The sequence below is a fragment of the Devosia sp. YR412 genome (genome assembly GCF_900110945.1).
Lineage (GTDB): Bacteria > Pseudomonadota > Alphaproteobacteria > Rhizobiales > Devosiaceae > Devosia.
In genome coordinates, this window is sequence record NZ_FOFL01000006.1 from 21,339 (window position 1) to 46,360 (window position 25,022).

23 protein-coding genes and 1 pseudogene are annotated in these 25,022 nt (G+C 63.4%); 7 read left to right on the forward strand and 17 right to left on the reverse strand.

From position 1 onward, the window contains the following. Positions 1-153 precede the first annotated feature (153 nt). From BM045_RS16575 to BM045_RS16645, 16 genes and pseudogenes are all read right to left on the reverse strand, one after another. Positions 154-1,059, reverse strand: coding sequence for a flagellin (locus BM045_RS16575; protein ID WP_092185245.1), 906 nt, complete (start codon positions 1,057-1,059; stop codon positions 154-156). Then, entirely contained in the window at positions 1,056-2,408 is a 1,353-nt protein-coding gene (flgK, locus tag BM045_RS16580) for a flagellar hook-associated protein FlgK (RefSeq protein ID WP_092185246.1), read from the reverse strand. Before flgK ends, BM045_RS16575 begins: the two co-directional genes overlap by 4 nt. 2 nt (positions 2,409-2,410) lie before the next feature. After that, positions 2,411-2,845, reverse strand: coding sequence for a hypothetical protein (locus BM045_RS16585; RefSeq protein ID WP_092185247.1), 435 nt, complete (start codon positions 2,843-2,845; stop codon positions 2,411-2,413). A gap of 4 nt (positions 2,846-2,849) precedes the next feature. Then, positions 2,850-3,095 (reverse strand): hypothetical protein, encoded by a 246-nt coding sequence (locus BM045_RS16590; RefSeq protein ID WP_092185248.1) that lies wholly within the window; start codon positions 3,093-3,095, stop codon positions 2,850-2,852. After that, complete coding sequence (gene flgE, locus BM045_RS16595) at positions 3,092-4,354, reverse strand: flagellar hook protein FlgE (RefSeq protein ID WP_092185249.1); 1,263 nt, start codon at positions 4,352-4,354, stop codon at positions 3,092-3,094. Before flgE ends, BM045_RS16590 begins: the two co-directional genes overlap by 4 nt. A gap of 8 nt (positions 4,355-4,362) precedes the next feature. Beyond that, the gene (locus BM045_RS16600) at positions 4,363-4,638 is read right to left on the reverse strand and encodes a flagellar hook capping FlgD N-terminal domain-containing protein (RefSeq protein WP_092185250.1); all 276 of its coding nucleotides are present in this window, start codon (positions 4,636-4,638) and stop codon (positions 4,363-4,365) included. Between the two features lie 133 nt (positions 4,639-4,771). Further along, on the reverse strand, positions 4,772-5,251 hold the full coding sequence (locus BM045_RS16605) for a periplasmic heavy metal sensor (protein WP_092185251.1): 480 nt from the start codon (positions 5,249-5,251) through the stop codon (positions 4,772-4,774). A gap of 27 nt (positions 5,252-5,278) precedes the next feature. After that, positions 5,279-5,737, reverse strand: a complete 459-nt coding sequence (locus tag BM045_RS16610; protein WP_092185253.1) for a hypothetical protein — start codon at positions 5,735-5,737, stop codon at positions 5,279-5,281. A 36-nt stretch (positions 5,738-5,773) separates the two neighbouring features. After that, positions 5,774-6,208 (reverse strand): flagellar export chaperone FliS, encoded by a 435-nt coding sequence (locus BM045_RS16615; RefSeq protein ID WP_092185254.1) that lies wholly within the window; start codon positions 6,206-6,208, stop codon positions 5,774-5,776. Then, positions 6,205-7,905, reverse strand: a complete 1,701-nt coding sequence (gene fliD / locus BM045_RS16620; protein ID WP_092185259.1) for a flagellar filament capping protein FliD — start codon at positions 7,903-7,905, stop codon at positions 6,205-6,207. Before fliD ends, BM045_RS16615 begins: the two co-directional genes overlap by 4 nt. A gap of 53 nt (positions 7,906-7,958) precedes the next feature. After that, positions 7,959-8,459 carry a flagellin gene (locus BM045_RS19375; protein WP_348271259.1) on the reverse strand — a complete coding sequence of 167 codons (501 nt, stop codon included), beginning with the start codon at positions 8,457-8,459 and terminating at the stop codon, positions 7,959-7,961. A 123-nt stretch (positions 8,460-8,582) separates the two neighbouring features. Next, positions 8,583-9,128 (reverse strand): annotated as a pseudogene (locus BM045_RS19380) (flagellin); the annotation flags it as partial. 131 nt (positions 9,129-9,259) lie between these two features. Then, positions 9,260-9,919 (reverse strand): RNA polymerase sigma factor, encoded by a 660-nt coding sequence (locus BM045_RS16630; RefSeq protein WP_092185262.1) that lies wholly within the window; start codon positions 9,917-9,919, stop codon positions 9,260-9,262. A 205-nt stretch (positions 9,920-10,124) separates the two neighbouring features. Continuing rightward, the gene (locus BM045_RS16635; RefSeq protein WP_092185537.1) at positions 10,125-13,220 is read right to left on the reverse strand and encodes an efflux RND transporter permease subunit; all 3,096 of its coding nucleotides are present in this window, start codon (positions 13,218-13,220) and stop codon (positions 10,125-10,127) included. Positions 13,221-13,270: 50 nt separating this feature from the next. Continuing rightward, a complete protein-coding gene (locus BM045_RS16640) occupies positions 13,271-14,482 on the reverse strand; it encodes an efflux RND transporter periplasmic adaptor subunit (RefSeq protein WP_092185263.1) in 1,212 nt (403 codons plus the stop codon). Beyond that, a complete protein-coding gene (locus tag BM045_RS16645; RefSeq protein ID WP_092185264.1) occupies positions 14,479-15,855 on the reverse strand; it encodes an efflux transporter outer membrane subunit in 1,377 nt (458 codons plus the stop codon). The genes BM045_RS16640 and BM045_RS16645 overlap by 4 nt, the downstream gene beginning before the upstream one ends. A 194-nt stretch (positions 15,856-16,049) precedes the next feature. On the opposite strand from BM045_RS16645, the gene BM045_RS16650 reads away from it, so the two are divergent. From BM045_RS16650 to BM045_RS16680, 7 genes are all read left to right on the forward strand, one after another. Further along, complete coding sequence (locus BM045_RS16650) at positions 16,050-16,775, forward strand: response regulator (RefSeq protein ID WP_092185275.1); 726 nt, start codon at positions 16,050-16,052, stop codon at positions 16,773-16,775. Beyond that, positions 16,772-18,031 carry a HAMP domain-containing sensor histidine kinase gene (locus tag BM045_RS16655; RefSeq protein ID WP_092185279.1) on the forward strand — a complete coding sequence of 420 codons (1,260 nt, stop codon included), beginning with the start codon at positions 16,772-16,774 and terminating at the stop codon, positions 18,029-18,031. The genes BM045_RS16650 and BM045_RS16655 overlap by 4 nt, the downstream gene beginning before the upstream one ends. Positions 18,032-18,251: 220 nt before the next feature. Beyond that, positions 18,252-19,505 (forward strand): ABC transporter substrate-binding protein, encoded by a 1,254-nt coding sequence (locus BM045_RS16660; protein WP_092185290.1) that lies wholly within the window; start codon positions 18,252-18,254, stop codon positions 19,503-19,505. A 191-nt stretch (positions 19,506-19,696) separates the two neighbouring features. Further along, positions 19,697-20,572: a carbohydrate ABC transporter permease gene (locus BM045_RS16665; protein ID WP_092185291.1), complete on the forward strand. Its 876-nt coding sequence runs from the start codon at positions 19,697-19,699 to the stop codon at positions 20,570-20,572. Further along, on the forward strand, positions 20,569-21,429 hold the full coding sequence (locus tag BM045_RS16670) for a carbohydrate ABC transporter permease (RefSeq protein WP_092185292.1): 861 nt from the start codon (positions 20,569-20,571) through the stop codon (positions 21,427-21,429). Before BM045_RS16665 ends, BM045_RS16670 begins: the two co-directional genes overlap by 4 nt. Before the next feature lie 12 nt (positions 21,430-21,441). Beyond that, entirely contained in the window at positions 21,442-22,485 is a 1,044-nt protein-coding gene (locus BM045_RS16675; protein ID WP_092185293.1) for a LacI family DNA-binding transcriptional regulator, read from the forward strand. 22 nt (positions 22,486-22,507) lie between these two features. Then, on the forward strand, positions 22,508-24,427 hold the full coding sequence (locus BM045_RS16680) for a glycoside hydrolase family 127 protein (RefSeq protein ID WP_092185294.1): 1,920 nt from the start codon (positions 22,508-22,510) through the stop codon (positions 24,425-24,427). 62 nt (positions 24,428-24,489) lie between these two features. Here the strand turns inward: BM045_RS16680 and BM045_RS16685 are convergent, their stop codons facing one another. After that, positions 24,490-24,879: a PRC-barrel domain-containing protein gene (locus tag BM045_RS16685; RefSeq protein WP_092185295.1), complete on the reverse strand. Its 390-nt coding sequence runs from the start codon at positions 24,877-24,879 to the stop codon at positions 24,490-24,492. Between the last annotated feature and the right edge of the window lie 143 nt (positions 24,880-25,022).

The following is a 25,022-nucleotide window of genomic DNA, read 5'->3' on the forward strand; positions in this document are numbered from 1 at the left end:
CTACCGTGACGAAATTCAATCCTGTCCGGCAGCACCAGTCCAACTCATTGATATCTCGAACAGTTCGGCAAACGGCATCGTCTAGCCGGTAATGCCCATCACCTCGCGTCCGATGACGCTGGCAGATGTCGCGCGGGGCTGTGGCGCCGTTAGCTAGCGCAGGTAATCGAGGATGGACAGCGATTGGAGCTTTGCCAAAGCTGCATAGGAGGCCTGGAGTTGGGTCTCGTAGGCGGTGAGTTGGGCGGCGATGGCGGTGACGTCGACGTCGCGTAGGGAGCTGATCGAATTGTTGTAAAAGTCCTGCAGGTCCTGCTGCGTGGCGATGGCGCGCTCGGCACTGGCGGCGGCGATCGACGTGGTGCCTTGCAGCGTCGCGACGCCGTCAGTGGCCTGCACCAAGAGCTCCAGCACGGCGCTGAGGTCGAGGTCTGCGCCATCCCCGGATTGCGCCACGCTGCCGATAGCGCGCAGCGCCTGTTCGATCCCTATGGCATCGGCATTGATGCCATAGGTCAGCGTCTGGTTTTCGGAAATCTGCGCCGTCAGCCGGCCGGCGCTACCCTGGTAATAGCTGGTGTCGACCGTATCGAGGTCAAAGCTAATGGCGCTGATGTCGACGGCAGCGCCGTTCCCGTCGCTGCCGGCAAAAATGGAACGGTCGCCATATTGCGTGTTGAGCAGGCTGCCGAGTTCGGCAAGGCTGGCCGTGGCGCTGGCGACCAGGGTGGCGCGCGTCGCGGCGCTGTCATTGATGCCCTGCGCCGCGGTCACCTGGCTGCGGAAGCTGCTGAGCAGATCGGCGATCGATCCCAGCGCATTGTAGGTGGCCTCAATGGTGGTAGAGGCATTGCTCGCAGCAGCCTCGTAGCGGCTGGAGCGGGCGGCGCTGACTTCGAGATTGACCAGCTTGCGGGCGTCGGTGCCGAGGCCGGTGTAATCGGTCGAGGCGAGGCCTGAGGCTTCCTGCAGCTGCATGCCGGCCATCTTGGCCTGCGTGTTGAGCGAGGCCGCAAGCATCTGGCGGTTCATGGCGAAGGTTGCGACACGCATGGTCATGCCGATTGTGCTGCCTGCAGCAGGCTGTCGAACATGGCGTTGAGCGTCGACAGGATCTGCGCCGCCACCGAGTAATATTGTTCGAGTTCGGACAGTTTGGCGGTTTCCTCGTCGAGGTTGACGCCGGTACTCGAGCTGATGGCCGATTGCGCCGTGCTGAGGCTGGCCTGCGCCACCTCGTTGCGGGCGCTGGCGACGCTGGAGACGGTGGCCGCATTGCCGACAATGGTGGCGGCATAGTCGGCGAAACTGCGCGCGCCGGACGAGATCGAGCCGGCCTGGGAGAAAGTCCATTTGCTTGTGATGGCGCTTTCGAGCGCAGATGCGGCGATGCTGTCAGTTACGACGAGGGCGGTCGGCGTGGCCAGGATATCGGCAGCGACGGCGATGGAATTGGCGCCCGTGCCGGTCAGCAGCGTCGCGCCATAGCCGGCATTGATGCTGGCGATGAGACCAGCGGCCAGCGTATCGAGCTCGGACTGAATGGAAGGCAAGGTCTTGTCCCGGGCGACCAGCAGGCCACCAATCGCGCCGCCGGAAATGTTGGTGGCTGCACCACCAACAGTAATGGCGGAAAACACCGTGTCGGCGGTGGCGAGGGCTGCCGGCGCATAGCTGAGCAGATGCACTGTGGAATCGACCAGCGCGGTGCCCGAGCCGGTGGTGAGCCGCATCGCGCCATTGGCAGTGATGGAATAATCGACGTCGAGCTGTCCGGCCACCACCTGCAGCGCCTGGTTGCGCTTGTCCTCGAGGTCGGCAGTGGATTGGCCCGTCGCCTTGGCAGCGACGATCTCGCTATTCAGGCCGGCAATGGTTTCGAGCGCCTGGTTGACGGTCTCGACGCCATCGGCAATTGCCTGGTCGGCCTGGCCGCGCAACGTCTGCACCGCCGAGCCGGTGCTGCGCAATTGGCTGGCGACAGTGTCGAGGGCGCTGACCAATTGCGCCTTGGCGGTATCTGAATTGGGATCGCTGACCAGCGCACTTGCGGCAGTTTCGAGATCGGCGAGGCTTTGCGCCAGCGAGGTGCCGTTGCCGGTGCTGCTCGAGGTGGAGCCCATCAGGTCGGCGATCGACTGGGCAAAGCTCTGCGCAATGTCACTGGCGCCGGCAGTGCTGGTGGCCGAGACCAGATCGCTGAGCAGGAACTTGCTGACGGCGCTGGTGATGGCGGTGATGGCAACGCCGGTGCCCAGCGTGCCGGAGAGCAGCGCACTCTGGCTGGCAGACTTGGTCGAATAGCCGGCAGTATCGGCATTGGCGATATTGTTCGCGGCAATCTGCGTGCGCACCTGCGACGCCGAAAGCGCGCTATAGGCGGTGCTGCGGATCGCCGCGAAGGACATGGTCAGACCACGCGTCCGCTGCGCGGCACAGGCTGCAGCGATGCGGTACGGCGGCCCGAATTGTCATATCGGCCGGGGCGCATTTCCTGCTCGCGCAGGGCGCGCATGATGGCGTCGACCCGGCGGCGGGTCGAGACCATGGCGCTGCGCAGGTTGGCGCTGTTCTCGTTCATTACGTCGCGCAGGGCCGCGCTATGCTCGGCCAGCAGGCGCTTCTGCTCGGCATCGCCGCCAATGCCAAATGGACCTGCGGGCCTGGCATGGCGCAGCTTGGACAGTTCATTGCCGAGCTTGATCTTGAGGGCCAGCGTGGCGGCCAGCGAGCCGGGCGCACCCTGACGCAGCTGCAGGTTTTCCTCGCGGATCAGCTGGGTCAGCGCCGACACCAGGTCAATCAGCTGCTCCGTCGTCATGTGCGCGGCATCTTGCGTGGTCATGCGGTCAGTTCCGTTTGCAATAGGCTTGTGCGGCCTTGGAGCGCAGGCGGGAGGCAGAAAGTTCGAAGCGGATGGCGCCGCTGATCTGGTTCATCTCGTCGATCACCGCGCGCAATTGCTGCTGCAGCGACAGCGCCAGCCAGCGGTCCTGCGGCGTGTCGGTTAAAACCGTCTCCCGCGCCTCGCGAGCGAGGCGGTCGACGCGCCGGAACTGGGCGCGATCAGCGTCTGTCAGTTTGACTTCGATCATCGGACGGCACTGATCAGCGTGTCGAACATGGCATTGGCCGCGGTAATGGCCTGGGCCGCGCCGGAATAGGCCTGCTGGGCCGCCATCATGCGGGAGAATTCGAGATTGGTATCGGTGGTGCTGGCCTCGAGCTGGCTGCCGAACACCGTGCCGGCGCCACCCTGGCCCGAGACGTGATAGGCCGGCGTGCCCGAGGCCGAGCTCTGGGCATAGAGCCCGCCGCTCAGCGCCGTCAGCCCATTCAGATTGTTGAAGGTGGTGACGGCCACCTTGTAGATGGAAATCTGCATGCCGTTGGAATAGCTGGCATAGACCGAGCCATCGTCGCCGATGCTGACGCCCGACAGGCTGCCATAGCTGACGCCATCCTGGCTGGATTCCAACGAGACGGTCAGCGACGAGGCGCCGGTCGAATATTGGCTGAGGCCGCTGGCGGTGCCGGCGGTGCCCATGTTCAGCGTGATGGCGCTGTCGGCTGCACCGGTGCTCCAGCCGGCAATGCTGAGCGAGGCCACGGCGGGGCTGGTGCCGGCGAGGGTACCGTCCTCGTTGAACGACAGGGTGATCGGGCTGCTGGTCACCGTGCCGACGGATTGCGTGGCGTCCGAGGACAGCACCGGATTGCTGAAGGTGGCGGTCCACTCATTTTCGGCGGCCTTGGTCCAGCTGATCGTGGTGATCGCGGCCGTGCCCAGCGAGTCGAAGACTTCCATCGAGCTGGTGAAGGTGGCGCCAATTTCCGCCTCGGCGGGCAGGTTGGCGATCATCGAGGCGGACGAGGTCGCCGCAGCGATGGTCGAGATCGAATCCGTATCGATGGCGGTCAGGCTGCCGGCCGTGGTGCCGCCAATGATATTGCCGGCAGCATCGGTCTTCCAACCTTGGAGATACTGGCCATTGCTGACCAGATAGCCGTCGCTGTCGGTAGTGAACTCGCCATTGCGAGTATAGAGCAGATCGCCGGAGTCGGGGTCGGACGAGACGGCAAACATGCCATCGCCCGAGATCGCCATATTGGTCGAGACGGTGGAGCTGGTCAGCAGGCCCTGCAGGCCGACATTGGCCTGGGGCGAATAGGTCACGCCGCCGGTGGCGGACTGGACCTTGGAGTCGCCGGTCACCAGGCTGGCAAAGCTTGTATTGCCTGCCTTGTAGCCGATGGTCGAGGAGTTGGCGAGATTGTTGGAGACGCTGGCCAGCGCCGCGCTCTGGGCGTTGAGGGCGGAGACGGCGGAACTGATGGCACCGGAGAGGCTCATGGCGCGGCTCAGACCGAAATGTCGAGCGCGCTGGCAATGCTGTCCAGCTTGGTGGCAATGCTTTCGAGCGTCGCATTGGTGTCGGACTGCTGGCCATAGCTGGCATAGCTCATCATCTGCTCGAGCACCTTGTCGGTGCTCGTCGGCTCGAGCGGGTTCTGGTTCTGCAGCTGTTCAACCAGCAGCGAGAGAAAATCCTGCGATGAAAAGCTGGTCGAACTGCTGCTCGACGTGCTCGCAGTGGTGGTGGCCGTCGTGGTCGACGAAACCGCAGAAATGCTCATGATGGCCCCGCATTTGGTTCATCCGGCACGCGTGGTGCCGACTAGTGATGAAACGGGCGGGGTCGAGAAATCAGGCGGTAAAAATGCTTCTGCTGGAAGCAGTTACCGCCTGTTAATCAAGGTAAACGAGAGGTTAACGATTGCCCATCGGCGGGGGCGGCATGTCGCCCGGCTTGGGGGGCCGGTTGCCGCCCGGACGGAGGAAAATAATGTCGGCCAGAGCAATTCGATCGGCCGGCGACAGCTTGGCCAATGTATCCCCCACGAGGTCCCATTGCGCCTCTTCGGTGGCGGTGCGTTGCACGACCAATTGGCTCAGCAGGGTCTCGACGCGATCAGCATCATAGGGCTCGGCGGTAACGGCCTCGCGCAGCTCGGCGAAGATCGCGTCGCGTTCCTCGAAACCCGAGCGCAGGGCGGTGTCGATCGCGGCCAGCGCCGGCCCGATCGTATCCATGGTGGCGGGATCAAGCCGCTGCTGGGCGATGCCGGCGACGTTGAACGGACGGGGCTCCATCGGCGGCGGACGGCGCCAGACATCGCCGACCCACCAGCCGACGATGAACAGATTGACGCCGAGCGAGACATAAAGCGCGATGCGGAGCGGAGACATCCGTTCCCCTGAAAAAGACCGCTGCCTCTACCAGGCAAGGTCGCTGTAGATGGCGGAAACATAAAGAGATTCGCTGTCGGACCCGCCAGGGAAAACCGTCTGTACCGCCAGTATTCCCCCGACAAAGCAGACCACCATGGCGGCGGCTGCAATCATCGAGCCACGTGCCGGTGGCCAGATCGTCCATGCGGGTTTCGCCGGTTGGGCAGGGACGGCAACGCGCGCTGGAAACGGCACGATCTCGGCAGTCGGCAGATCAACCATGACCTTGGCCATCAACCGGTCGGCCATGCCCGACGGCGCGCGGATAGGAGAGGCCAAAAGACTGTCGAGACGCTGGTCGAGCGTCTTGGCCTCAGCGAGCGCAGCGCGCGCCTCGGCCGAGCGATCCAGCATGCCATAGCCCGCTTCGGCCTGGTCTTCCGGCCATAGTTCAAGCCGTGGCCCAAAGCTGTCGAGCGCGTCCTGGAAGTCTTGCAACGTCATGGCGCCCTCCTCGCGTCCTGACCGGCTAAGCCCTGTTCATAGCGGTGTTCGCACCGCATTTGAAGTCGAGCGTTGCAGCAGCGATTTTGCCCGCGGCATGCCGGCGATATCGGCCCAGGCATTGCGCAGTTCAAGGAGGCCCTCGGCGATCTGGGCGTAGCGGCGGGCGGCGTCGGGTTTGCCGAAAGCGGTGTGCAGCGCGATCATATTGGCGACATAGGTGCTCTTGAGCGTATCGGCCATGTCATTGTCGGGCGAAAAGCGCAGGTTGCTGGTCAGGCCCCGCAACACCTGGCAGGCCTTGTTGACGGCGATATAGGTGTCTTCCACCTTGCCTTCGCCCAGGCTGACGATGGCCAGCCGGATCGAGCGGATCGCCAGGTCGTATAGCTTGACCACCGCGACATTGGGCGGCACCTGCGCGGCGGCCGTGCGATAGGCAGACATGGCCTGGTTGTGGGCAAAACTCATGATGAACTGTTCCAGGTGTCGATAAGGGTCGTCAGGTAGTCGAGCGAAGCCTCGGCGGCCTCGATCGCTGCCTGATATTGCGCGTAGCGGTTGGTCAGATTGGTCTGATAGGTCTCGGCCTGTTCGCGGATGGTGTCCGACTTGGCCTGCAGCGTGTTGTTGTAATCGCCCAGCTCGGTGATCAGCGTGGCCAGCGTGCCGCTGCTGGCATTGGCCGCGCCATTGGCGGTGTTGTAGAGCAGTTCGGCGATGCCGGTCTGCGTGCTGACGCTGATGGTCTGGCTGGTCGAGCCGGCATAGACGAAGCTGAAGCCCTCGTATTTGCTGCCGGCCGCACCGATGATACGCGTGCCGCTGATGGTGAACAGCGAAGCGTCGCCGCCGATATCGGCCGACACCAGGGCGCCGCTGCTATCGGTGACCACGTTGAGGTCAAAATCACCGATATCCTTGGTGCCACGCGCCAGCAGCATCAGGCTGGTGCTCGAGGATGTCATCTGGAAGGTCAGCAGGTCCTTGATGGCGTCGAGGTCCGTGAGGAGCGCGCTGTCGAGCACGGTCTCGTCGAGCTCGAGCCGATTGGTTGAATCAAGGCTTAGCCCCAACAGCGCCATCCCTGCTGCGCCGATGCTGGTGGTGATGGCCTGGGCCATGGCGGCGTTGACATTGCGCAGCGTGCCATCACCGAACAGCGAGGTGGTGTCGGTATTGTCGCTGGTCGGGATCTGCTGCTGGGCGTAGGCGAAATCGCGGTAGGCGTTATAGGCATCGACCACCGCGACCACCGCCTCCTTGACGGCGCCGAGATCGGTGCCGACCTCGACGCCAATGGAGGTGTCGGCTGCCGTGGTCTGGTACAGATGCAGCGTCACGCCCGAGAGCACATCGCTCACATCATTGCTGGTGCGGGTCAGCGTGATGCCGTCGACGGTAAAGATCGCGGCCTGAGCCACCTGCAGCACATTGGCGAAACCGCCATCGGCATCGGTGAGCCCCAGTGTCTGCAGGACATCGTCGCCATAAGTGCTGGCCGCAGTGATCGGCAGGCCGGTCTCGGTTGCGGTGAGGACCAGCCGGTAGTCCGAGCTGGAAACGCCTAGCACGCTGGCCTGCACGCCGCTGGTCCCGGAGACGGCGTTGACCGCTTCGGCGATTTCGGCCAGCGACATGTCTGCGGTGATGGTGACCGAGGCGAGGTTTGCGCCGGTACCGATCGACAACACGCCATCCAGCGCCAGGTCAGTGGTCTTGCTGGTCTGGGCGGTGCCGGCCAGCTTATGCGCCTTGGCGAGCTGGCTGATGGTGACGTCGTGATTGCCAAGCTCGGCGCCGGTCTCGACGGTCACGGCCAGGCTGCTGGCCGCATCGACACTGCCATTGGCGGTCAGATATGCCGCGCGGCCGAGAAACACATTGCTCGAGGCCAGCGAGGTGCCCGAGGCTGCCCGCAGCTTCTGTGCAGCCGTCGTGACACCGGTCAGCAGCGTCTGCATCTCGGTATAAGCAGCGATCTTGGTTTCGTTGGCGGTGATCTTGAGATCGACGCTGTCGGCCTTGGTCAGCTTGGCGTCGACGGCCAGGGTGATCAGCGCATTCCAGTCGATATCGGATGTCGAGCTTGTCGCTGCCGCCGTGCTGCTGGAGAGCGAGCTGGAGATCAGGGCGGTGGTGCTGGTGGTGCTGCTGACGGTCGCCATTCTGGCTCAACTCCTGTCGGCAGGCCGAAGACCGGCCTGCCGTATGGGATGGATTACTGCAGCAGCTTGAGCAGATCCTGCGGCATCTGGCTGGCCTGCGCGGCGGCGGCCACGGCGGCCTGGGTCATGACCTTGGCGGCGGCCAGCTTGGCTGATTCCGAAGCCACGTCAGTATCCATGATGGCCGAATTGGCGGCGCTCAGGTTTTCGATGCTGGTGGCAATCGAGTCGGAGCGGAACGAGAAGCGCGACTCCATGGCGCCGATATTGGCGCGGGCCTGCGAGACCTTGTCGATGGCCACGTCGATGGCTTCAATGACGGCGGTGGCGCCGGCCTGCGTGCTGACCGACAGATTGCCGGCATCCGCACCCGACGCAGTGGCACCATCGGCAAGGCCGAGCTGTGCCGCCGTGATCCCGGCGAAGGTGTCGACGGTCAAGGCCTCATCGGCGCCGGTCGCGTCATTGGTCAGCACCAGGGTGCCGGTGTCGCTGAGCGAGGCGGTCGCGCCGACGCCGCTGGCGGCGTTGATGGCGTCGGCAATGTCCTGCATGCTGATCGACTGCGAGCCGGTGCTGGTGTCATCACCGATCGAGACCGAGACGCCATTGACCTCGAAGGTCGCTTCGGCGCCGGCTGCGAGGGTCACGGCAGTGCTGGAGGTGCCGGTCAACTTGGCGGCGGTTGCAGTATCGGTCGAGAGGCCAAGACCCGAGGCATTGAGCGTGGCGATCGAGACTTGGATAGTGTCCGCAGCGTCGGAACCGACGACCACTGAAACACCGGCGCCGGAGAAGTCGCTGGAGCCGTCGAGCAGGCTCGAACCATTGTAGCGGGTCGAGGTCGCGATGCCGTCGACTTCGTCGATCAGCTGCGAGAATTCGGCATCGATATAGACGCGCTCGGTATCGGTGACCGTGCCCGACGCCGACTGCGAAGCCAGCGACTTCATGCGCTGCAGGATGTCGGTGATATTGGCGGCGCCGCCATCGGCGGTCTGCAGCACAGCAATACCGTGCGAGGCATTGGTGGCGGCCTGGGTCAGCGCGGTGACGTCGGAGGAAATGCGGGTGGAGATGGCAAGGCCGGCCGCGTCATCGGAGGCCTGCGAAATGCGCGAACCGGATGCCAGCTTGCTCAGCGAGGAGGTCTGCTCGGCCGAGTTGATATTGAGGTAACGGATCGCCGAATTGGCGGCGATATTGGTCGAGATGACGGGCATCAGCCTTACTCCTGGGGATGGTTGGCACGCGTCCCTTCATTCTGGGGACGCCCTGCGCGATCATGCGCACAGTGTTCAACGGGCCAGCCGGGGCGAGCAGGCAAGCCGCGTGATCGACCGCGAATTTATGGTTAATCGCGGGTAAACGAGTCGCGGATGTCGCCTTCGGCATTGGCCAGGAAGTGTCGCAATTGCTGGCGTCCGCGCTTGAGCAGGCTCTCCACGGCCATCACTGTGGTTTCCATGATCTCGGCGATTTCGGCATTCCGCAGGTCGTCCGTATAGCTCAGGATCAGCGCAATGCGCTGCTGCTCGGGCAGCCGACCCATGGCCCGGTCGAGCAGGCTGGTGACTTCGGTGCGGTGAATATCGTCGACTGCATCGGAGCGGCCGTCGGCGCTTTCGGGAACCTGTTCGATATCCTCGGTGCGCGGGCGGCGATGCAGGTCGAGGCAGCGGTTGGTGACGACGCGATAGAGCCAGGTCGAGAAGCGCGCCCGGCCGGCCTGCCAGTTGCCGCGATGGGTCCACACCTTGAGCATGACGTCCTGCGCGACATCTTCCGCATCGGCGGCATTGCGCAGGATGCGCAGGGCCAGCGCATAGGCGCGGTCGACATGGCGTTCGACTAGAGCGCGAAACGCCACTTCGTCATTATTGGCGATCCGCGCCAGCAACAGGTCATCGGCATCGAGCGGACGCTCGGGCGCCAGGGCCGGATTAGTCATGGCCGAACCCCGCGCCGCATGACGTGTCGAATTCGCCGGGGGCTGTTGCAGTGCCAGAGCCATGACTGTTCCTCAAGATGACGCATGTGTCGGATGACAATTCGGACCTTGAGGTTGAAACGGACCAGGAAGAGAAATCAGGCGGAGAAAAACGTAGTATTTTCAAGTATTTAGTAGGAATTAATTGCCGAGTAAGCGGCAATTTTTGCCCGGTATTCTGGGCGAGGAGGGCCGGAGCGGGGTGCATCCCGCTCCGGCCCCAGCCGCCTCAGGCGCGTTTGCGCTCGCGGCGGATCAGCACGAAGAACACCGGGACGAGGAATATCCCCAGCGCTGTCGCCGCCAGCATGCCGCCCAAGACGCCGATACCGATGGCGTTCTGGGCGCCCGAGCCGGCGCCGGTGGCCGTCGCAAGCGGCAGCACACCGAGAATGAAGGCCACCGAGGTCATGATAATGGGACGCAGGCGCAGGCGCGCCGCCTCCAGCACAGCCTCGATGGTACTCCGGCCTTGCCCCGCCAGATCCTTGGCGAATTCGACGATCAGGATGGCATTCTTGGCGGCAAGGCCGATCGTGGTGAGGAGGCCCACCTTGAAATAGACGTCGTTGGACTGACCGAACGTATGGGCGGCGACAACGGCGCCGAAGACCCCGACCGGGACGGCCAGGATGACGGAGAACGGGATCGACCAGCTCTCGTAGAGCGCGGCGAGGCAGAGGAAGACTACGAGGATCGACACGGCATAGAGCATGGTCGCCTGCGAGCCGGAGAGCCGCTCCTGATAGGAGAGACCCGACCAGGCCGCGCCATAGCCGCCATCGAGTGCCGCGGCCTGCGCCTCCATCTCGTCCATCGCGACACCCGAGCTCACGCCGGTGGCCGGTGCGCCGCTAATCGAGATTGCCGGCGTGCCGTTGAAGCGGCTCAGCGAGGCCGAACCCTTTTCCCAGGACGTCGTGGCAAAGGCCGAGAAGGGCACCATCTCGCCGCTATTGTTGCGCACGAACCAGCTCTTGATGTCGTCGGGCTGCATCCGGTAGTCGGCAGCGGCCGTCATGATCACCGGCTTGATTTCGCCGTCATAGACGAAGTCATTGACGGTCGATCCCGAGAAGGCCGCCCGCAACAGGGCATTGGCCGATGCAAGATCGACGCCGAGCGCCCCGGCCTTTTCCTGGTCGATCGTCACCTTGAGCTGGCTATCCAGTTCGCGGGTGTTGCCGCGGATATTGCTGACCAGCGTGCTGCCTTGGGTATTGGTAGCGATCTGGTTGGCGGCTTCGCCCAGGGCCGTGGTGCCGGAATTGGCATTGTCGAGCAGCATCATGGAAAAGCCGTTCGACTGGCCGAGGCCCTGGATGGCCGGTGGGGCCAATGCGAAGATATTGGCGTCGCGAATCCTGGCGAAATAGGCCGAGGCCCGGGCCGAGACGGCCGAGGCCGACAGCTCTGGATCGGTCCGCTCGGAGAAATCCTTGAGCCGGATAAAGCCGCTGGCCGCATTCTCGCCGGCGCTGCCGAAGCCGGAGCCGACCGTCATGAAGACGCTCTGCACCGCCGCGGATTCGACATTGAGATAATAGTCTTCCACCAGATCCACCACCGCCTGCGTGCGGGCCGCATTGGCGCCCGTGGGCAGGTTGATCATGGTCATCAGCACGCCCTGATCTTCCTCGGGAATGAAGGAGGTCGGCATCTGCGTGTAGACATAATAGGCGCCGCCCGAGATGGCGAAGAACACAATCAGCATGCGCAGTGGCCGCCGCACCAGATAGCCCACCGTGCCGACATAGCCGCCGGTCAGCCTGGCAAAGCCGCGGTTGAACCAGCCGAAGAGCTGGAAGCGCTTCTTCTTCGTAGGGTCATGCGGCTTCAGCATCATGGCGCAGAGCGCCGGCGTCAGGATGATGGCGACCAGCACCGAGAGCACCATGGCGGTGGCAATGGTGATGGAGAACTGGCGGTAGATCACCCCGACCGAGCCGGACATGAAGGCCATCGGGATGAACACGGCGGTCAGCACCAGAGCGATACCGATCAGCGCGCCGGTGATTTCGGCCATAGACTTCTCGGTCGCCTCGCGGGCCGAAAGATGCTCCTCGCTCATGATGCGCTCGACATTTTCCACCACCACGATGGCGTCGTCGACGAGCAGGCCGATAGCCAGCACCATGGCGAACATGGTCAGCGTATTGATCGAATAGCCCAGCACTGCCAGCACGCCGAATGTCCCCAGAAGCACCACCGGCACGGCGATCATCGGGATCAGCGTGGCACGGAAATTCTGCAGGAAGACGAAGAGCACGATGAAGACCAGCACGATGGCCTCGATCAGCGTATGCACGACCTTTTCGATCGACAGTTCGACAAAGGGCGTCGTCTCGTAGGAGTAGGCGATCTCGACGCCATCGGGCAACGCGCTCTCGAGGCTATCAAGCGTTGCGTGGACGTTTTCTGCCGTGGTGATGGCATTGGCGCCGCTCGACAGCTGCACACCAAAACCGGCGGCCGGCATGCCGTTGAAGGTGGCGCTCATGCCGTAGGATTCGAGCCCCAGCTCGACCTTGGCGACATCCTTGAGCCGAACCGTTGCGCCATCTTCGCCCGAGACGATGATGATATTCTGGAATTCCTCGGTGGTCTGCAGAAGGCTCTGCGCCGTCACGGTGACGCGCAATTGCTGGCCGTCGACGGTGGGCGACGCGCCGATCGTGCCGACAGAGACCTGGGTATTCTGTTGCTGAATGGCGGACGAAACATCGGCTGGCGTCAGGCCATATTCGGCCAGCGACAGCGGATCGAGCCAGATGCGCATGGCATAGCCCGAGCCGAAGGACTGGATGCCGCCAACGCCCTCGACCTGCTCGATGCGCGGTTCGATGGTCGACGACATGATGTCGGAGAGCTGGTCGGAGGTATAGGTGCCGTCCGTCGAGATGATATTGCCGATCATCAGGATGCTGTCGCCCGAGCGGTTTACCCTGAGGCCCGAGTCCTGGACGGATTCGGGGAGCTGGCTCTCCACCAGCGCCAGCTTGTTCTGCACCTGCACCTGGGCAATGTCGGGATCGATCGAGGTGCCGAAGGTCAGGGTGACGCTGGACGAGCCGGTCGACGAGCTCGACTGCATGTAGAGCAGGTCGGTGAATCCGGTCATGGCGGCCTCGATGACCGTGGTCACCGAATTCTCCACCGCCTCGGCACTGGCGCCCGCATAGGTGGCGCTGATGCGCACCGTGGTGGGGGCGATTTCGGGATATTGCGAAATGGGCAGCGTATAGACGCCGACCACTCCGGCCAGCGATACTACAATCGCCAGCACCATGGCAAAGATCGGTCGGGCGATGAAGAAGCTGGCAATCGACTTGCGCGGCCCGCGCATCGGCTCGGGGGCGGTCACGATGAGGGCGCTCATGGCGTAACCTCGGCAACGTCGCGCGGCGCCTGCTGGTAAATCACGCCATTATCCTCGATCACTACGGCGACTGGATTGATCGCGCCGCCGTCGGAGACCTTCTGCAAGCCATCGACGATCAACTCGTCGCCGGCGTTGACGCCTGATGTCACCACCCAGGCATTGTCCACCTCACGGCTGGCAGTCAGCACACGCCGCTCGGCCGTGCCATCCACGCCGACGAAATAGGCGGTCGGATTGCCGTCGTCATTGAAGGTCACGGCGCGCTGCGGCACGAGGAAGGCATTGGGCTGGTTGCCGACGCTGACCGTGGCGCGAACGAACATGCCGGGCAGCAGCGTCCGGTCTGGATTGGGCATGCTGGCGCGGATGGTGAAGCTGCCCGTGGTCTGGCTGATCACCACATCGGCCGCCGATACCGTGCCGGTCTGGTCATAGGCAGAGCCGTCTTCGAGCACGAGGGTGACGCTGGGCGCCGACCCGCCGCGCTCCAGCTCGCCCGAGGCCAGGGCCTTGCGCAGGGCCAGAAGGTTGGAACTGCTCTCGGCCAGTTCGATATCGACCGGATCGAGCTGGCGGATGGTGGTCAGCGCATCGGCTTGGTTGGCCGTGACCAGCGCGCCGATCTGCGCCGTGATGACGCCGACCGTGCCGGCGATGGGTGCCGTGACGCTGGCACGCTCCAGCGTCAACTGCGCCACGCGCAGCGACGCCTCGGCCGAGATCAGGCTTGCCTTGGCCTGGGCCAGGGTGGCCTGGGCGGTATCGAGTTCGGTCTGCGCGACGCCGCCCGAACCGACCAGCGCGGTATAGCGCTGGACAGTCGCTTCAGCGGCCGGCAATTGCGCCTCGGCACTGGCGACATTGGCCTCGGCGACTGCCACTTCAGCCTCATAGCTGGCGGCATCGATGGTGAAGAGCACATCGCCGGCTGCGACCTGCTGGCCTTCGCTGACATTGACCACGGTGACCATGCCGCCAACCTGTGGCCGGATCTCGGCCGTTGCAGAGGCCACGATGCGACCCGGCAGGGTGGTGGTCATCGGCACCGACTGGGCCGATAGCGTTACCGTGCCGACATCGGCCGGCCCGCTGTTCCCGCCCATTCCCGGAGGTCCGCCGCCGCCCATCGGCTGGGCGCTGGCGGCGCCGGTCAACACAAGAGTGACCGCAAGCATGAGGGCGCGGCGCGAAAGCTGAATTGTCATGAACGTGTCTCCGCCGTGGTGGTGCCGGAAATGTCCCAGCCGCCACCGAGGGCCTTGCAAAGCGTGATGTATTGAATGGCGACCGCGACCGAACTCTGGGCCAGCGCGTCACGCGAGGAGTAAAGCGAGCGCTGCGCCGTCAGGACGTTGAGCAGCGTCGAGGAGCCGGCGCGATAGAGCTCGTCGGCAATGTCCGTGGCCTCTGTATAGCTGGTATAGCTTTTGGCCAGTTCCGAGCGGCGCGTCTGCTGTTTGGAAAAAGCCACCAGGGCATTTTCGATCTCTTCCACCGCTTCGAGCACGGTCTGTCGATAGGCGAGATAGGCCGTCTTGGCATCGGACTCTTCGAGCCGCACCATGGCTTCCAGCGCCCCGCGATTGAAGATCGGCAGGCTGAGCGTCGGCCCCAGAGACCAGGCGGCGGCCGAACTGACCGAGAGATTTCCCGACAGCGTCAGGCTGGGATAAAGATCGGCCTCTGCCACGCCGACATTGGAAGCGGCCTGGGCTAGCGTCCGTTCGGCCTGGCGGATATCGGGCCGATCGCGCATCAGGTCCGAGGGAATGCCGGCAATCACCGTGCCCGAGAGGCGCGGAATCTGCGCGCCGGTGGCAAACATGGATTTCAGCGCCGAGGGCTCCTGGCCCAGCAGCACGCCGAGGCGATGGATGGATGCCGCCAGCGATATTTCGAGCGATGGAATGCTGGCGGCCGTGCTGGCCACGTCGCCGGTCAATTGCGCCAGGTCGAGCCGCGTCGCGACGCCCAGCTCCTGCTGCTGCCGGGTCAGCTGCAGCGTCTGGTTCTGGCTGGTCAGCGTGGTCTGGGCAATATGGATGCGATCCTGATAGCCGCGCGCCTCGACATAGGCCGTGGCGATATCGCCGATCAGCGTCAGCCGCGCGCCATTGGCCTCTTCGGTGGCCGCATCGATCGAGGCTGCCGCCGCCTCGCGCTTCTTGGCGAGCCCGCCGAACAGGTCGATCTCCCAGCTGAGCGATGCGCTGGTGGAGCTGCTGACTTCGGTCGTAGACGTATTGCTGCTGCCGCTGACCGAGGACTGGCCGGCCGTGCTGCCGCTCGGCAGGCCGATGGCGCTGGCCGCCACCGTCTCGCGCGCCGCCACGACCCGTTCCACCGCCTGGGCCACGGTCAGGTTCTGTTTTAGACCGGCTTCAATCAGGCCGTTGAGCTGGCTGTCATTGAAGGCGAGCCACCATTGCGTACTCGCTGTGACCGACTTGCTGCCGGCGGCCGTTGCGGCGCCATAGCGGGCGTTGCTGTCGATCTTTGGCGCCGTGAAGGATGAGCCGAGCGTGGTGCAGCCGGCGAGCACGAGTGTGGTGGCCAGGGCCGTGGTGACGCGAAACATGAGGCACTCCGTGACGATAGGAGCGCCTTGATGACCCAGCTAGTTTGCTGGGAATCGTCGCGGCGTGACGCAATGTTGCTGGCCAGAGCCAATTTGTTTCTGGATTTTGCTGGCCCGGTAGCGGCAATTCATGATTACAAAACAGCCCTTGGCACAGGCTCGACCTGCGCTATGGAGGAACCCGGAGGTTCGCCATGTCCGCTCACATTCTGGTTGTCGATGATGACGCCGAAATTCGCCGTCTGCTCGCCCGCTATCTCGGCGAGCAGGGCTTTCGCGTCTCGCTCGCGGGCAATCGCGTCGAATGCGAGGCGCGGCTAGACAAGGAAGCGGTCGATCTCGTCGTGCTCGACGTCATGCTGCCCGATGGCTCCGGCCTCGATATCTGCCGCTCGCTGCGGGCCCGGCTGCCCAATATCGCCATCATCCTGGTCACCGCGCTCAAAGAAGAAGTCGACCGCATCGTCGGCCTCGAACTGGGCGCCGATGACTATCTCGGCAAGCCGTTCAGCCCGCGCGAATTGGTGGCGCGCATGAGGGCGGTACTCCGGCGCACGCCCCTGACCACGCCGGCAGCGCGGGCCGAAAGCGGCATGCATTATCGCTTCGAAGGCTTTCTGGCCGATCCGGCCATCCGTTCGGTAACGGACGGAGATGGCCATGTGGTTGATCTCAGCGGCGCTGAATTCCAGCTGTTGCAGGTGTTCCTCGATCGCCCCGGCCGCGTGCTGTCGCGTGACCAGTTGCTCGACCTGACGCAAGGCCGCGAGGCCGGCCCCTTCGATCGCTCGATCGACGTGCTGGTCAGCCGCTTGCGCCGCAAATTCCGCGACGCCGGCGCCGACAATCTGCTCAAGACTATCCGCAACGGCGGCTACCAACTGGCTGCCCGCGTCGAAACCAGCGAAGCCACGTCATGAGATCCCTGCGCCTGCGCATCGCCGCCATCCTGATCGGCGCCATCGTGGTGGTGGTTCTGGTCGCCACCTCGGCGGTGTTGCTGATTACCAATCAGCCTGACCCCGGCCGCATGATTTGGCCGGTGGCCAGCCAGATCATCGCCATCGACAAATTCTACAGCCAGCAGCCGCTGGGTGGCGACACGCCGCCCGAACTCGACAGTCTCGGGCCGCAACGGGACGATCTCACCATGGCTTTGCGCCAGCGTCTGGCGCAGGCGGGCATCGACTACCCAGTCTCGGTTTATGACAAGGCGCATGACGATACCCAGATCGCCGTCGTCGAACTGGCCGGCGAACAGCTCGGCATCGAATTCCCCACCAATATGCCCCTGCCCCGCGAGGTCTGGTTCCTGCTCGGCAGCTGGCTTGGCCTGGTCGTGCTCGGCGTCATCGCCGTTTCGCTGTTCATGGCCTATCGCGTTACCCAGCCCTTCGCCATGCTGGAGGATGCGGTCAATTCGGTCGGCAGCGACGGCCTGCTGCCGCACATTCCCGAGCGCGGCTCGGGCGAGGCGCGCCAGACCGCCTCGGTGATCAACCGCCTGTCCGAACGGCTGCGCCATGCCATGGAAAGTCGCATGCGGCTGGTGGCGGCGGCGGGACATGACCTGCGCACACCGATGACCCGCATGCGCATCCGCGCCGAATTCCTCAATGACGAGGATCGTATTGGCTGGTCGAAAGACATCGACGAACTCGAACTGATCGCCGACAGCGCCATCCGCCTGGTCAAGGAAGAAGTCAGCCGCGACGCCAGCGCACCCCTGGCGCTGGACCGTCTGCTCACCGACACTGTCGAGGAACTGCGGGCGCAAAAACTGGCCATCCAGCTTGGCCCCGTTGATCCCGTCGAACTCAGCCTGCCACCGCTCGCCACCAAGCGAGCCTTGCGCAACCTCCTGATCAACGCCGCCACGCATGGCCATGGCGGAACGGCCAGCCTGACTGCCGACGCGACACAGGTCGTGATCACCATTGCCGACCGGGGCCCGGGCATCCCGTCCGACCTGCTATCGCAGGTGTTCGAGCCCTTCTTCCGCGCCCAACCCGGCCGTATTCAGACGACGCCCGGCGCCGGCCTCGGCCTCGCCATCGCCCGCGAAATTGTCGAACGCGCCGATGGCAGGCTGACGATCGAAAATGGCGCCCAAGGCGGCCTGGTCCAGACCATCCGCTACGACCGGCAGCGGTTTCAGGCGGCAGGCAGCGCCTGAGGCTGGCGCGCACACGCGCCGCGCTTCATCTGATTTTGCCCCTTGCGATTCAGAAATCGCCGTGCAATTTTCCGTTTGCGAAAACCTTTTCCTAAATTGCCAGGCCTGACTTCAGCACTGGCGCAAGATCAAGCGGAAAAGCTTTTCCAGAGATGCCCGGATAGGGCGAGGACGGCGGAGGGAGGAGCTTTCGCCGGCCGATCATACAGGGAGGATTTTCATGACCATGCCACTTCTGGGCAGGATGGCGCTTGCGCTGTCGCTTTCGGCCGCTGCTTTCGCACCGGTCTCCGCCTCTGCCGCCACGCTGAGCCTGTGGGCGCGCGCCTCGAGTTCGAATGCTGCGCAACACATGGTCGATCTGTGGAACGAGAGCCACGACGACAAGGTGGAACTGACCACCATTCCCGACAACCAGATGGTGACCAAGCTCGCCACCTCGGTGCAGGCCGGCGACGTGCCCGACCTGATCTCGTTCGACCTGATCTTCATGCCCGATTTCATGAAGGCGGGTTTCCTGACCGATCTCACCGCGACGCTTGGCGCCGATCCCAACCAGGAGAAGGTCGCGCAGGCCTTCAAGGACCTTGCCACCTATGACGGCAAGCTGTTCGGCACCGGCTTTACGCCCGACGTTTCCATCCTGCTCTATAACAAGGACCTGTTCACCGCGGCCGGGCTCGATCCGGAAAAGCCGCCGACCACGATTGCCGAGCTGCAAGATTATGCGGCCAAGATCCATGCGACCGATCCGGACAACATCTCGGGCTACTATTTCTCGGGCTCCTGCGGCGGCTGCAATATCTTTACCCAGGCGCCGATGATGTGGGGCAGCGGCGCGACGCTGCTGCCGGCCGGGCCGGATACGCCGGTGATGGAAGGCCCGGGCGTGGTGGAAGTGCTGACCATGCTCAAGGACATGTGGGACGCCGGGATCATTCCAGAGAGCGCCGAAAGCGATACCGGCGCCAATTTTACCGCCACTTTCGAAACCGGCACGGTGGGCATGCAGGGCTCGGGCGGCTTTGCCATCTCCTCGCTCAAGGCCAATCATCCGGAGATGAATTTCGGCATTGCGCCGCTCCCCGGCATCAAGGACGGCGACCAGTCCTCCTTCGTCGGCGGCGACGTCATCGCCATCCCGACCGGTGCGAAGAACCCGGACTTGGCGACGAGCTTCATCACCTGGTCGCTGACCGATGAGGCGCAGCTCGAGGGCCTGGCAAAAAACCTGATCCTGCCGGTTCGAACCGATCTCGCCGACAACCAGTATTTCCAGGCCGAGCCGCGCTACATCACCACCGCCGAAGCGGTCGCCATCGGGCAGACGCCCTATGCCTTCCACTTCAACGATATGGTCAACGCCGACCAGTCACCCTGGCTGACCATGATCCAGACGGCAGTGTTCGACGGCGATGTCGAGGGCGCGATCGAAGGCGCCCGCGAGACCATGCTCGAGATTGCTGCGGACTGACTGCAGGTTGGTGCTCGTCGCCCAGGCTGGGCACCAGACCACCCCTCCCCTGACGGGAGAGGTGGGCCCGAGGGTCGGGTGAGGGGTTCAGCGCCGGTGTCGTGCCGAGAGTCTGAACCCCTCACCCAGACCCTCTCCCCTCGGGGGAGAGGGGACGACTGCGACACCCGAAGACAACTGAAAGCTTTCCCGTGGCCTCCATCCGCAATCGACATCTCGGGCTCATCTATGTCGCTCCCGCGCTGATTTTCGTCATCGCCTTCGTGCTCTATCCGCTGGGCCAGCTGGTTTACCTGTCCCTTACCGACACCTCCCTGCTCGGCGGCGGCGAATGGGTGGGCTTGGAAAATTACGAAAAGGCCTTTGCCGATAAGTCCTTCTGGCGGGCGCTGTGGTTCACGGTGAAATATACCGTGGTCATTACCCCGATCCTGATGGGTCTCGGCTTTGCCCTGGCCCTGCTGACCAGCAATAATTCGCCGCTGCGGCTGTTCACCCGCGCGACGATTTTTCTGCCGGTGGTGATCGGCCTCGGCACTTCGAGCCTGCTCTGGTACTGGCTGCTCGACCAGCAGGTCGGCCTGTTCAACAAGATCCTGCTCGATCTGCATCTGGTCGAGGAAATGCCGGTCTGGTTCACCAAGGCCGATCCGGCGCTGGCTGCCGTCATCATCTCCGTCACCTGGAAGGTGATCGGCTTCGGCATGATCCTGTTCGTTGCCGCCATCCAGTCGATCAATTCGGAAGTGCTGGAAGCTGCCATCATCGATGGCGCCAATTACTGGCAGCGGGTGTGGAAGATCATTATTCCGCTGTCGATGCGCACGCTGTTGCTGGCGACGCTGATCTCGGCCATCGGCTCCATGCTGGCCTTCGACCAGTTCTACATCATGACCGGCGGCAATCCGCGCGGCCAGACCTTCACCTCGGTCTACTGGATCTACCAGAACAGCTTCATCAGCTTTAAACTGGGCTATGGCGCGGCGCTGTCGATCATTCTGACCGCCATCATCCTGTTCTTCTCGGCCATCCAGGTCTTTCTCAGCAACCGGAGCGGCACGGAATGAGCGCCATCAGCCAGAAATCTGCGCCCATGGCCCGCGCCCAGCGCTATCTGATCGGCGCCGTCTGCGTGCTGGTCATCACCCTGATGCTGGGGCCGATTGCGCTGAGTTTCTTTGCTTCGATCAAGACGCCGGCCGAAGCCTCGGCGTCGCCGCCCAACTATCTGCCACAGTCGCTGAGCACCGAGAACTATCAAAAGGTCATCGACTACCAGGCTGGCCTCTTCACCTATGCCAGCAATTCCTTCCTCGTCGCCGGCATGGCCATCGTGCTCTGCCTCGTGCTGGCGGTGCCGGCCGGCTATGGGCTGGCGCGCTTCCGCCTGCCGGGTAAGGAGGTGATTTTCGTCCTGCTACTGGCGCCGTTGATGATCCCTTATCAGGCGATCCTGACGCCGATCTATCTCAACTTCTCCAAGATCGGGCTGGCCAATTCCCATCTGGGCCTCGCCATCGTGCATGCCGTGCTGCAATTGCCGTTCTCGATCTACCTGATGCGCAATGCGTTCGAAGCGATACCGCGCGAAATCGAGGAAGCGGCGCTGATCGATGGCGCGACCTCGCTGCAGGTGCTGCGCCGCATCTTCCTGCCACTGGTCATCCCAGGCGTGGTGACGGTGATGCTGTTCACCTTCATCAACTCCTGGAACGAGTTCCTCGCGGCCCTGATCTTCATGAACAAGGAAAGCTCCTTCACCGTGCCGATCATGCTGGTCTCCGTGCGCACCGGGCGGCTGGGCGCCGTCGACTGGGGCGCGCTGCAGGCCGGCGTTATCGTCTCGATTCTGCCCTGCATCCTGATCTATGTGCTGCTGCAGAAATATTACGTCTCCGGCTTCCTCAACGGCGCCGTGAAATAGAGCGCCCCCCAGATGAATGACGAGCAAACCCCAGAGCGCTATCCCGAGCGCGCTACGATCCGAGACGTGGCGGCGCAGGCCGGCGTGTCGATCGGCACCGCCTCCAAGGCGCTCAATGGCAACGGGCGGCTAAAGCAGGAAACGCGCGACAAGGTGGTCGCCGCCGCCGATGCGCTGGGTTTCCGGCCCAATGCCATGGCGCAGAGCCTCCATCGTGCCAAGTCGATGACGGTGGGCATTCTCTCGACCGACAGTTTTGGCCGCTTCACCTTCCCCATCGTCGAGGCGCTGGAGGAGCGGCTGGCCGAGCATGGCATTGCCATCTTCATGTGTAATGCCACCGACGATCCGGCGCGCGAAAAGCAGCATCTCGACCAGTTGCTCGGCAAGCGCATCGATGGCCTGCTCGTCACCGCCCGCCGCATGGACATGCGGCCGCCCATCGCCGTGCCCGGCAAGAGCATGCCGGTGATCTATGTCTTCTCGCAGGCCGAGGACCCCGATGCGCTCTGCCTCATTCCCGACGACTACGGTGGCGCGGTGCTCGGCGTGCAGCATCTGGTCGATATCGGGCGCCAGCGCATCGCCCACATTGCCGGGCCAACCCGCTTTGAGGCGGTGACGCTGCGCCAGCAAGGCTATCTCGACACCCTCTCCAAGGCGGGCCTCAAGCCGGTAGCGAGCCACACACTCAACGGCCAATGGTCTGAACTCTGGGGCCGCGACGCCGTCGCCACGCTGTTCGACGGCAAGGCCGAAAAGCCCGATGCGCTATTCTGCGACAATGACCAGATCGCCCGCGGCGCAACCGACGCGCTGCGTGAGCTCGGTCTCTCTGTGCCCAATGATGTTGCCGTCGTCGGCTTCGATAATTGGGACGTGATGGCGCTGGCGGCGCGGCCGCCGCTGACCTCGGTCGATATGAACCTGCGTGAACTCGGCCGGGTGGCCGGGGATCGCCTGATCGCCATGATTGCCGGCGAACGCCTCAAGGGCGTCGAGCGGCTGAACTGTTCGCTGGTCGTGCGGCAATCGTCCGACCCGTCGCAAAACTAAGACTATTCTTGGAGGAGAAGTTATGAGCCGCTACGCCCCCGTCAATTTCCCGGACGTCAAGCTGGAGGGAAAATTCTGGCACGAGAGGCTTGAGACCGTGCTCACACGGACCATTCCGAGCCAGCATAAGAAGCTCGCCGAATATACCATTCTCGACTCGCTCAAGCTCCCCAACCCACCACCGCCGCTGCGCTTTCCGCGCCATGCCAATGGTTTTACCGTGCAGGTGTTCTGGGATTCCGATGTCGGCAAGTGGATCGAGGCGGCCAGCTATGCGCTGGCCCATCGCCGCGACGCCGATATCGAAGCCAAGATCGAGGCGATTGTGGACGACTTCGAAAAGGCCCAGGCGCCGGATGGCTATCTCAACTGCTGGTATCTCGGCCATGAACCGGACAAGCGCTGGACCAATCTGCGCGACAATCACGAAATGTATAATGCCGGCCATATGCTGGAAGGCGCGATCGCCTATTTCCGCGTCACCGGACGACGTCGCTGGCTCGATGTGATGGAGCGCTATCTCGACCATATCTATGCCCGTTTCGGCACCGGGCCGGGGCAAAAGCGCGGCTATGACGGGCATGAGGAAATCGAGCTGGCGCTGATCAAGCTCTATTACCTGACCGGCGAGAAGAAGCATCTCGACTTCGCCACCTATTTGATCAACGAGCGCGGCAACCAGCATCCGCATTATTTCGATATCGAGCGCGAGGAACGCGAAGGCAAGGAGGGCAAGGCGCTCAACCAGCGCTATGTTTTCGGCAATTACGAATATAGCCAGAGCCATGTGCCGGTGCGCGAGCAGGACAAGGTGGTCGGACACGCCGTGCGCGCCATGTATCTCTATACCGCCATGGCGGACCTCGCCGCCGAGCTGAATGATCCGGCCCTGAAAAAGGCCTGCGAGACACTGTGGGACGATGTGATGGAAACCAAGATGTATGTGACGGCGGGCCTTGGCCCCTCGGCGCAGAACGAGGGTTTCACCCATGATTTCGACCTGCCCAACCAGACCGCCTATGCGGAAACCTGCGCTTCCGTGGCGCTGATTTTCTGGGCGCAGCGCATGCTGCATCTCGATCTCGACGGCAAATATGCCGACATTCTCGAACTTGCTATGTTCAACGGCGCGCTGTCCGGCCTCAGCCGCGACGGCGAGCATTATTTCTATGCCAATCCGCTGGAAAGCGACGGCACGCCGACACGCTGGGACTGGCACACCTGCCCCTGCTGCACGATGAATGTCAGTCGCCTCGTGGCTTCGGTGGGCGGCTATTTCGTTTCGACCGCCAAGGATGGCGTGGCCTTCCACCTCTATGGCGGCATTGCCACTGAAGTGAAAATTGCTGGCACCAAGGTGGGCCTGCGCGAAGTCTCGACTTATCCATGGAATGGCGACATCAAGATCCATGTCGACCCGGAAAGCCCGGCCCAGTTCGACGTCAAGCTGCGCATCCCTGGCTGGTCATCCGGCGCGAAAGTTTCGGTCAATGGCGAGGCGGTCGATGTGTCGAAAGCTATCAGCGGCTATCTGACCATCAACCGCACCTGGGCCAAGGGTGATGTCGTCTCCCTCGACCTGCCTATGCCACCCGTCCGCCTCTATGCCAATCCGGGCGTGCTGATGGACGTCGGCCGTGTGGCGCTGAAGCGCGGGCCATTAGTCTATTGTCTCGAAGAAGTGGACAACCCCGGCGGCCGCGTGCAGCGGCTGAAACTGCCTCGCGAAGCCACGCTCAAGGCCGAGACCCGGGCCGACCTGTTCGATGGCGTGGTGACGCTCAAGGCCGACGCTTTGGCAATCGACGAGAGCGACTGGAATACCCTCTACCGCACCACGCCCCCAAGCCAGGGCACGGCCACCCTCACCGCCCTGCCCTATTACCTCTGGGCCAATCGCGGCCAGGGCTCGATGGTTGTTTGGGTCCCTGAGGCGAACTGAGCGCAAACAAAAACCGGCGTCCCTTGCGGGACGCCGGCTTTGTCTAAGCGCTAGCCTGGAGACTAGATCCAGTAAGGCGCCACGCCGTAATAGTCGTAGACGCGGCGACCATTCTCGGCCGACCAGAAGCCATCGTCTTCGTCACGATACTTCGGCGCGCCTTCGAGCTGGTCCTTGGTCACATCGACGCGATAGCCGCCGAGGCTTTCGTCATAGTTCAGCTTGGTCCAGGGCAGCGGATAGTGGTCGTGGCCAATGCCCAGGAAGCCGCCGAAGCTCAGCACGGCATAGGAAACCTTGCCGCTGCGCTTTTCGACCAAAATGCGTTCAATGGAACCGATGTGCTCGCCATTGGGGTCGTAGACCTTGGTGCCCTCGACCTTGTCGGAAGCGATCAGATCGTGGGTTTCCTTGACGTCTGCATCGGTTTTGCGAATGTCATCGTAAGCCATTTTCGAGCTCCTCTTTGGTGGGTGTGACAGGTCAACGGGTGCAGCGGGCGATGAGTTCCGCCTGAAAAAACCGTGATCTGGGGAACCGCTGGCGTCGATCCGGAACCCCTTGCCCCGGCGGCGCATTGCTCTGTCCGAGGGTC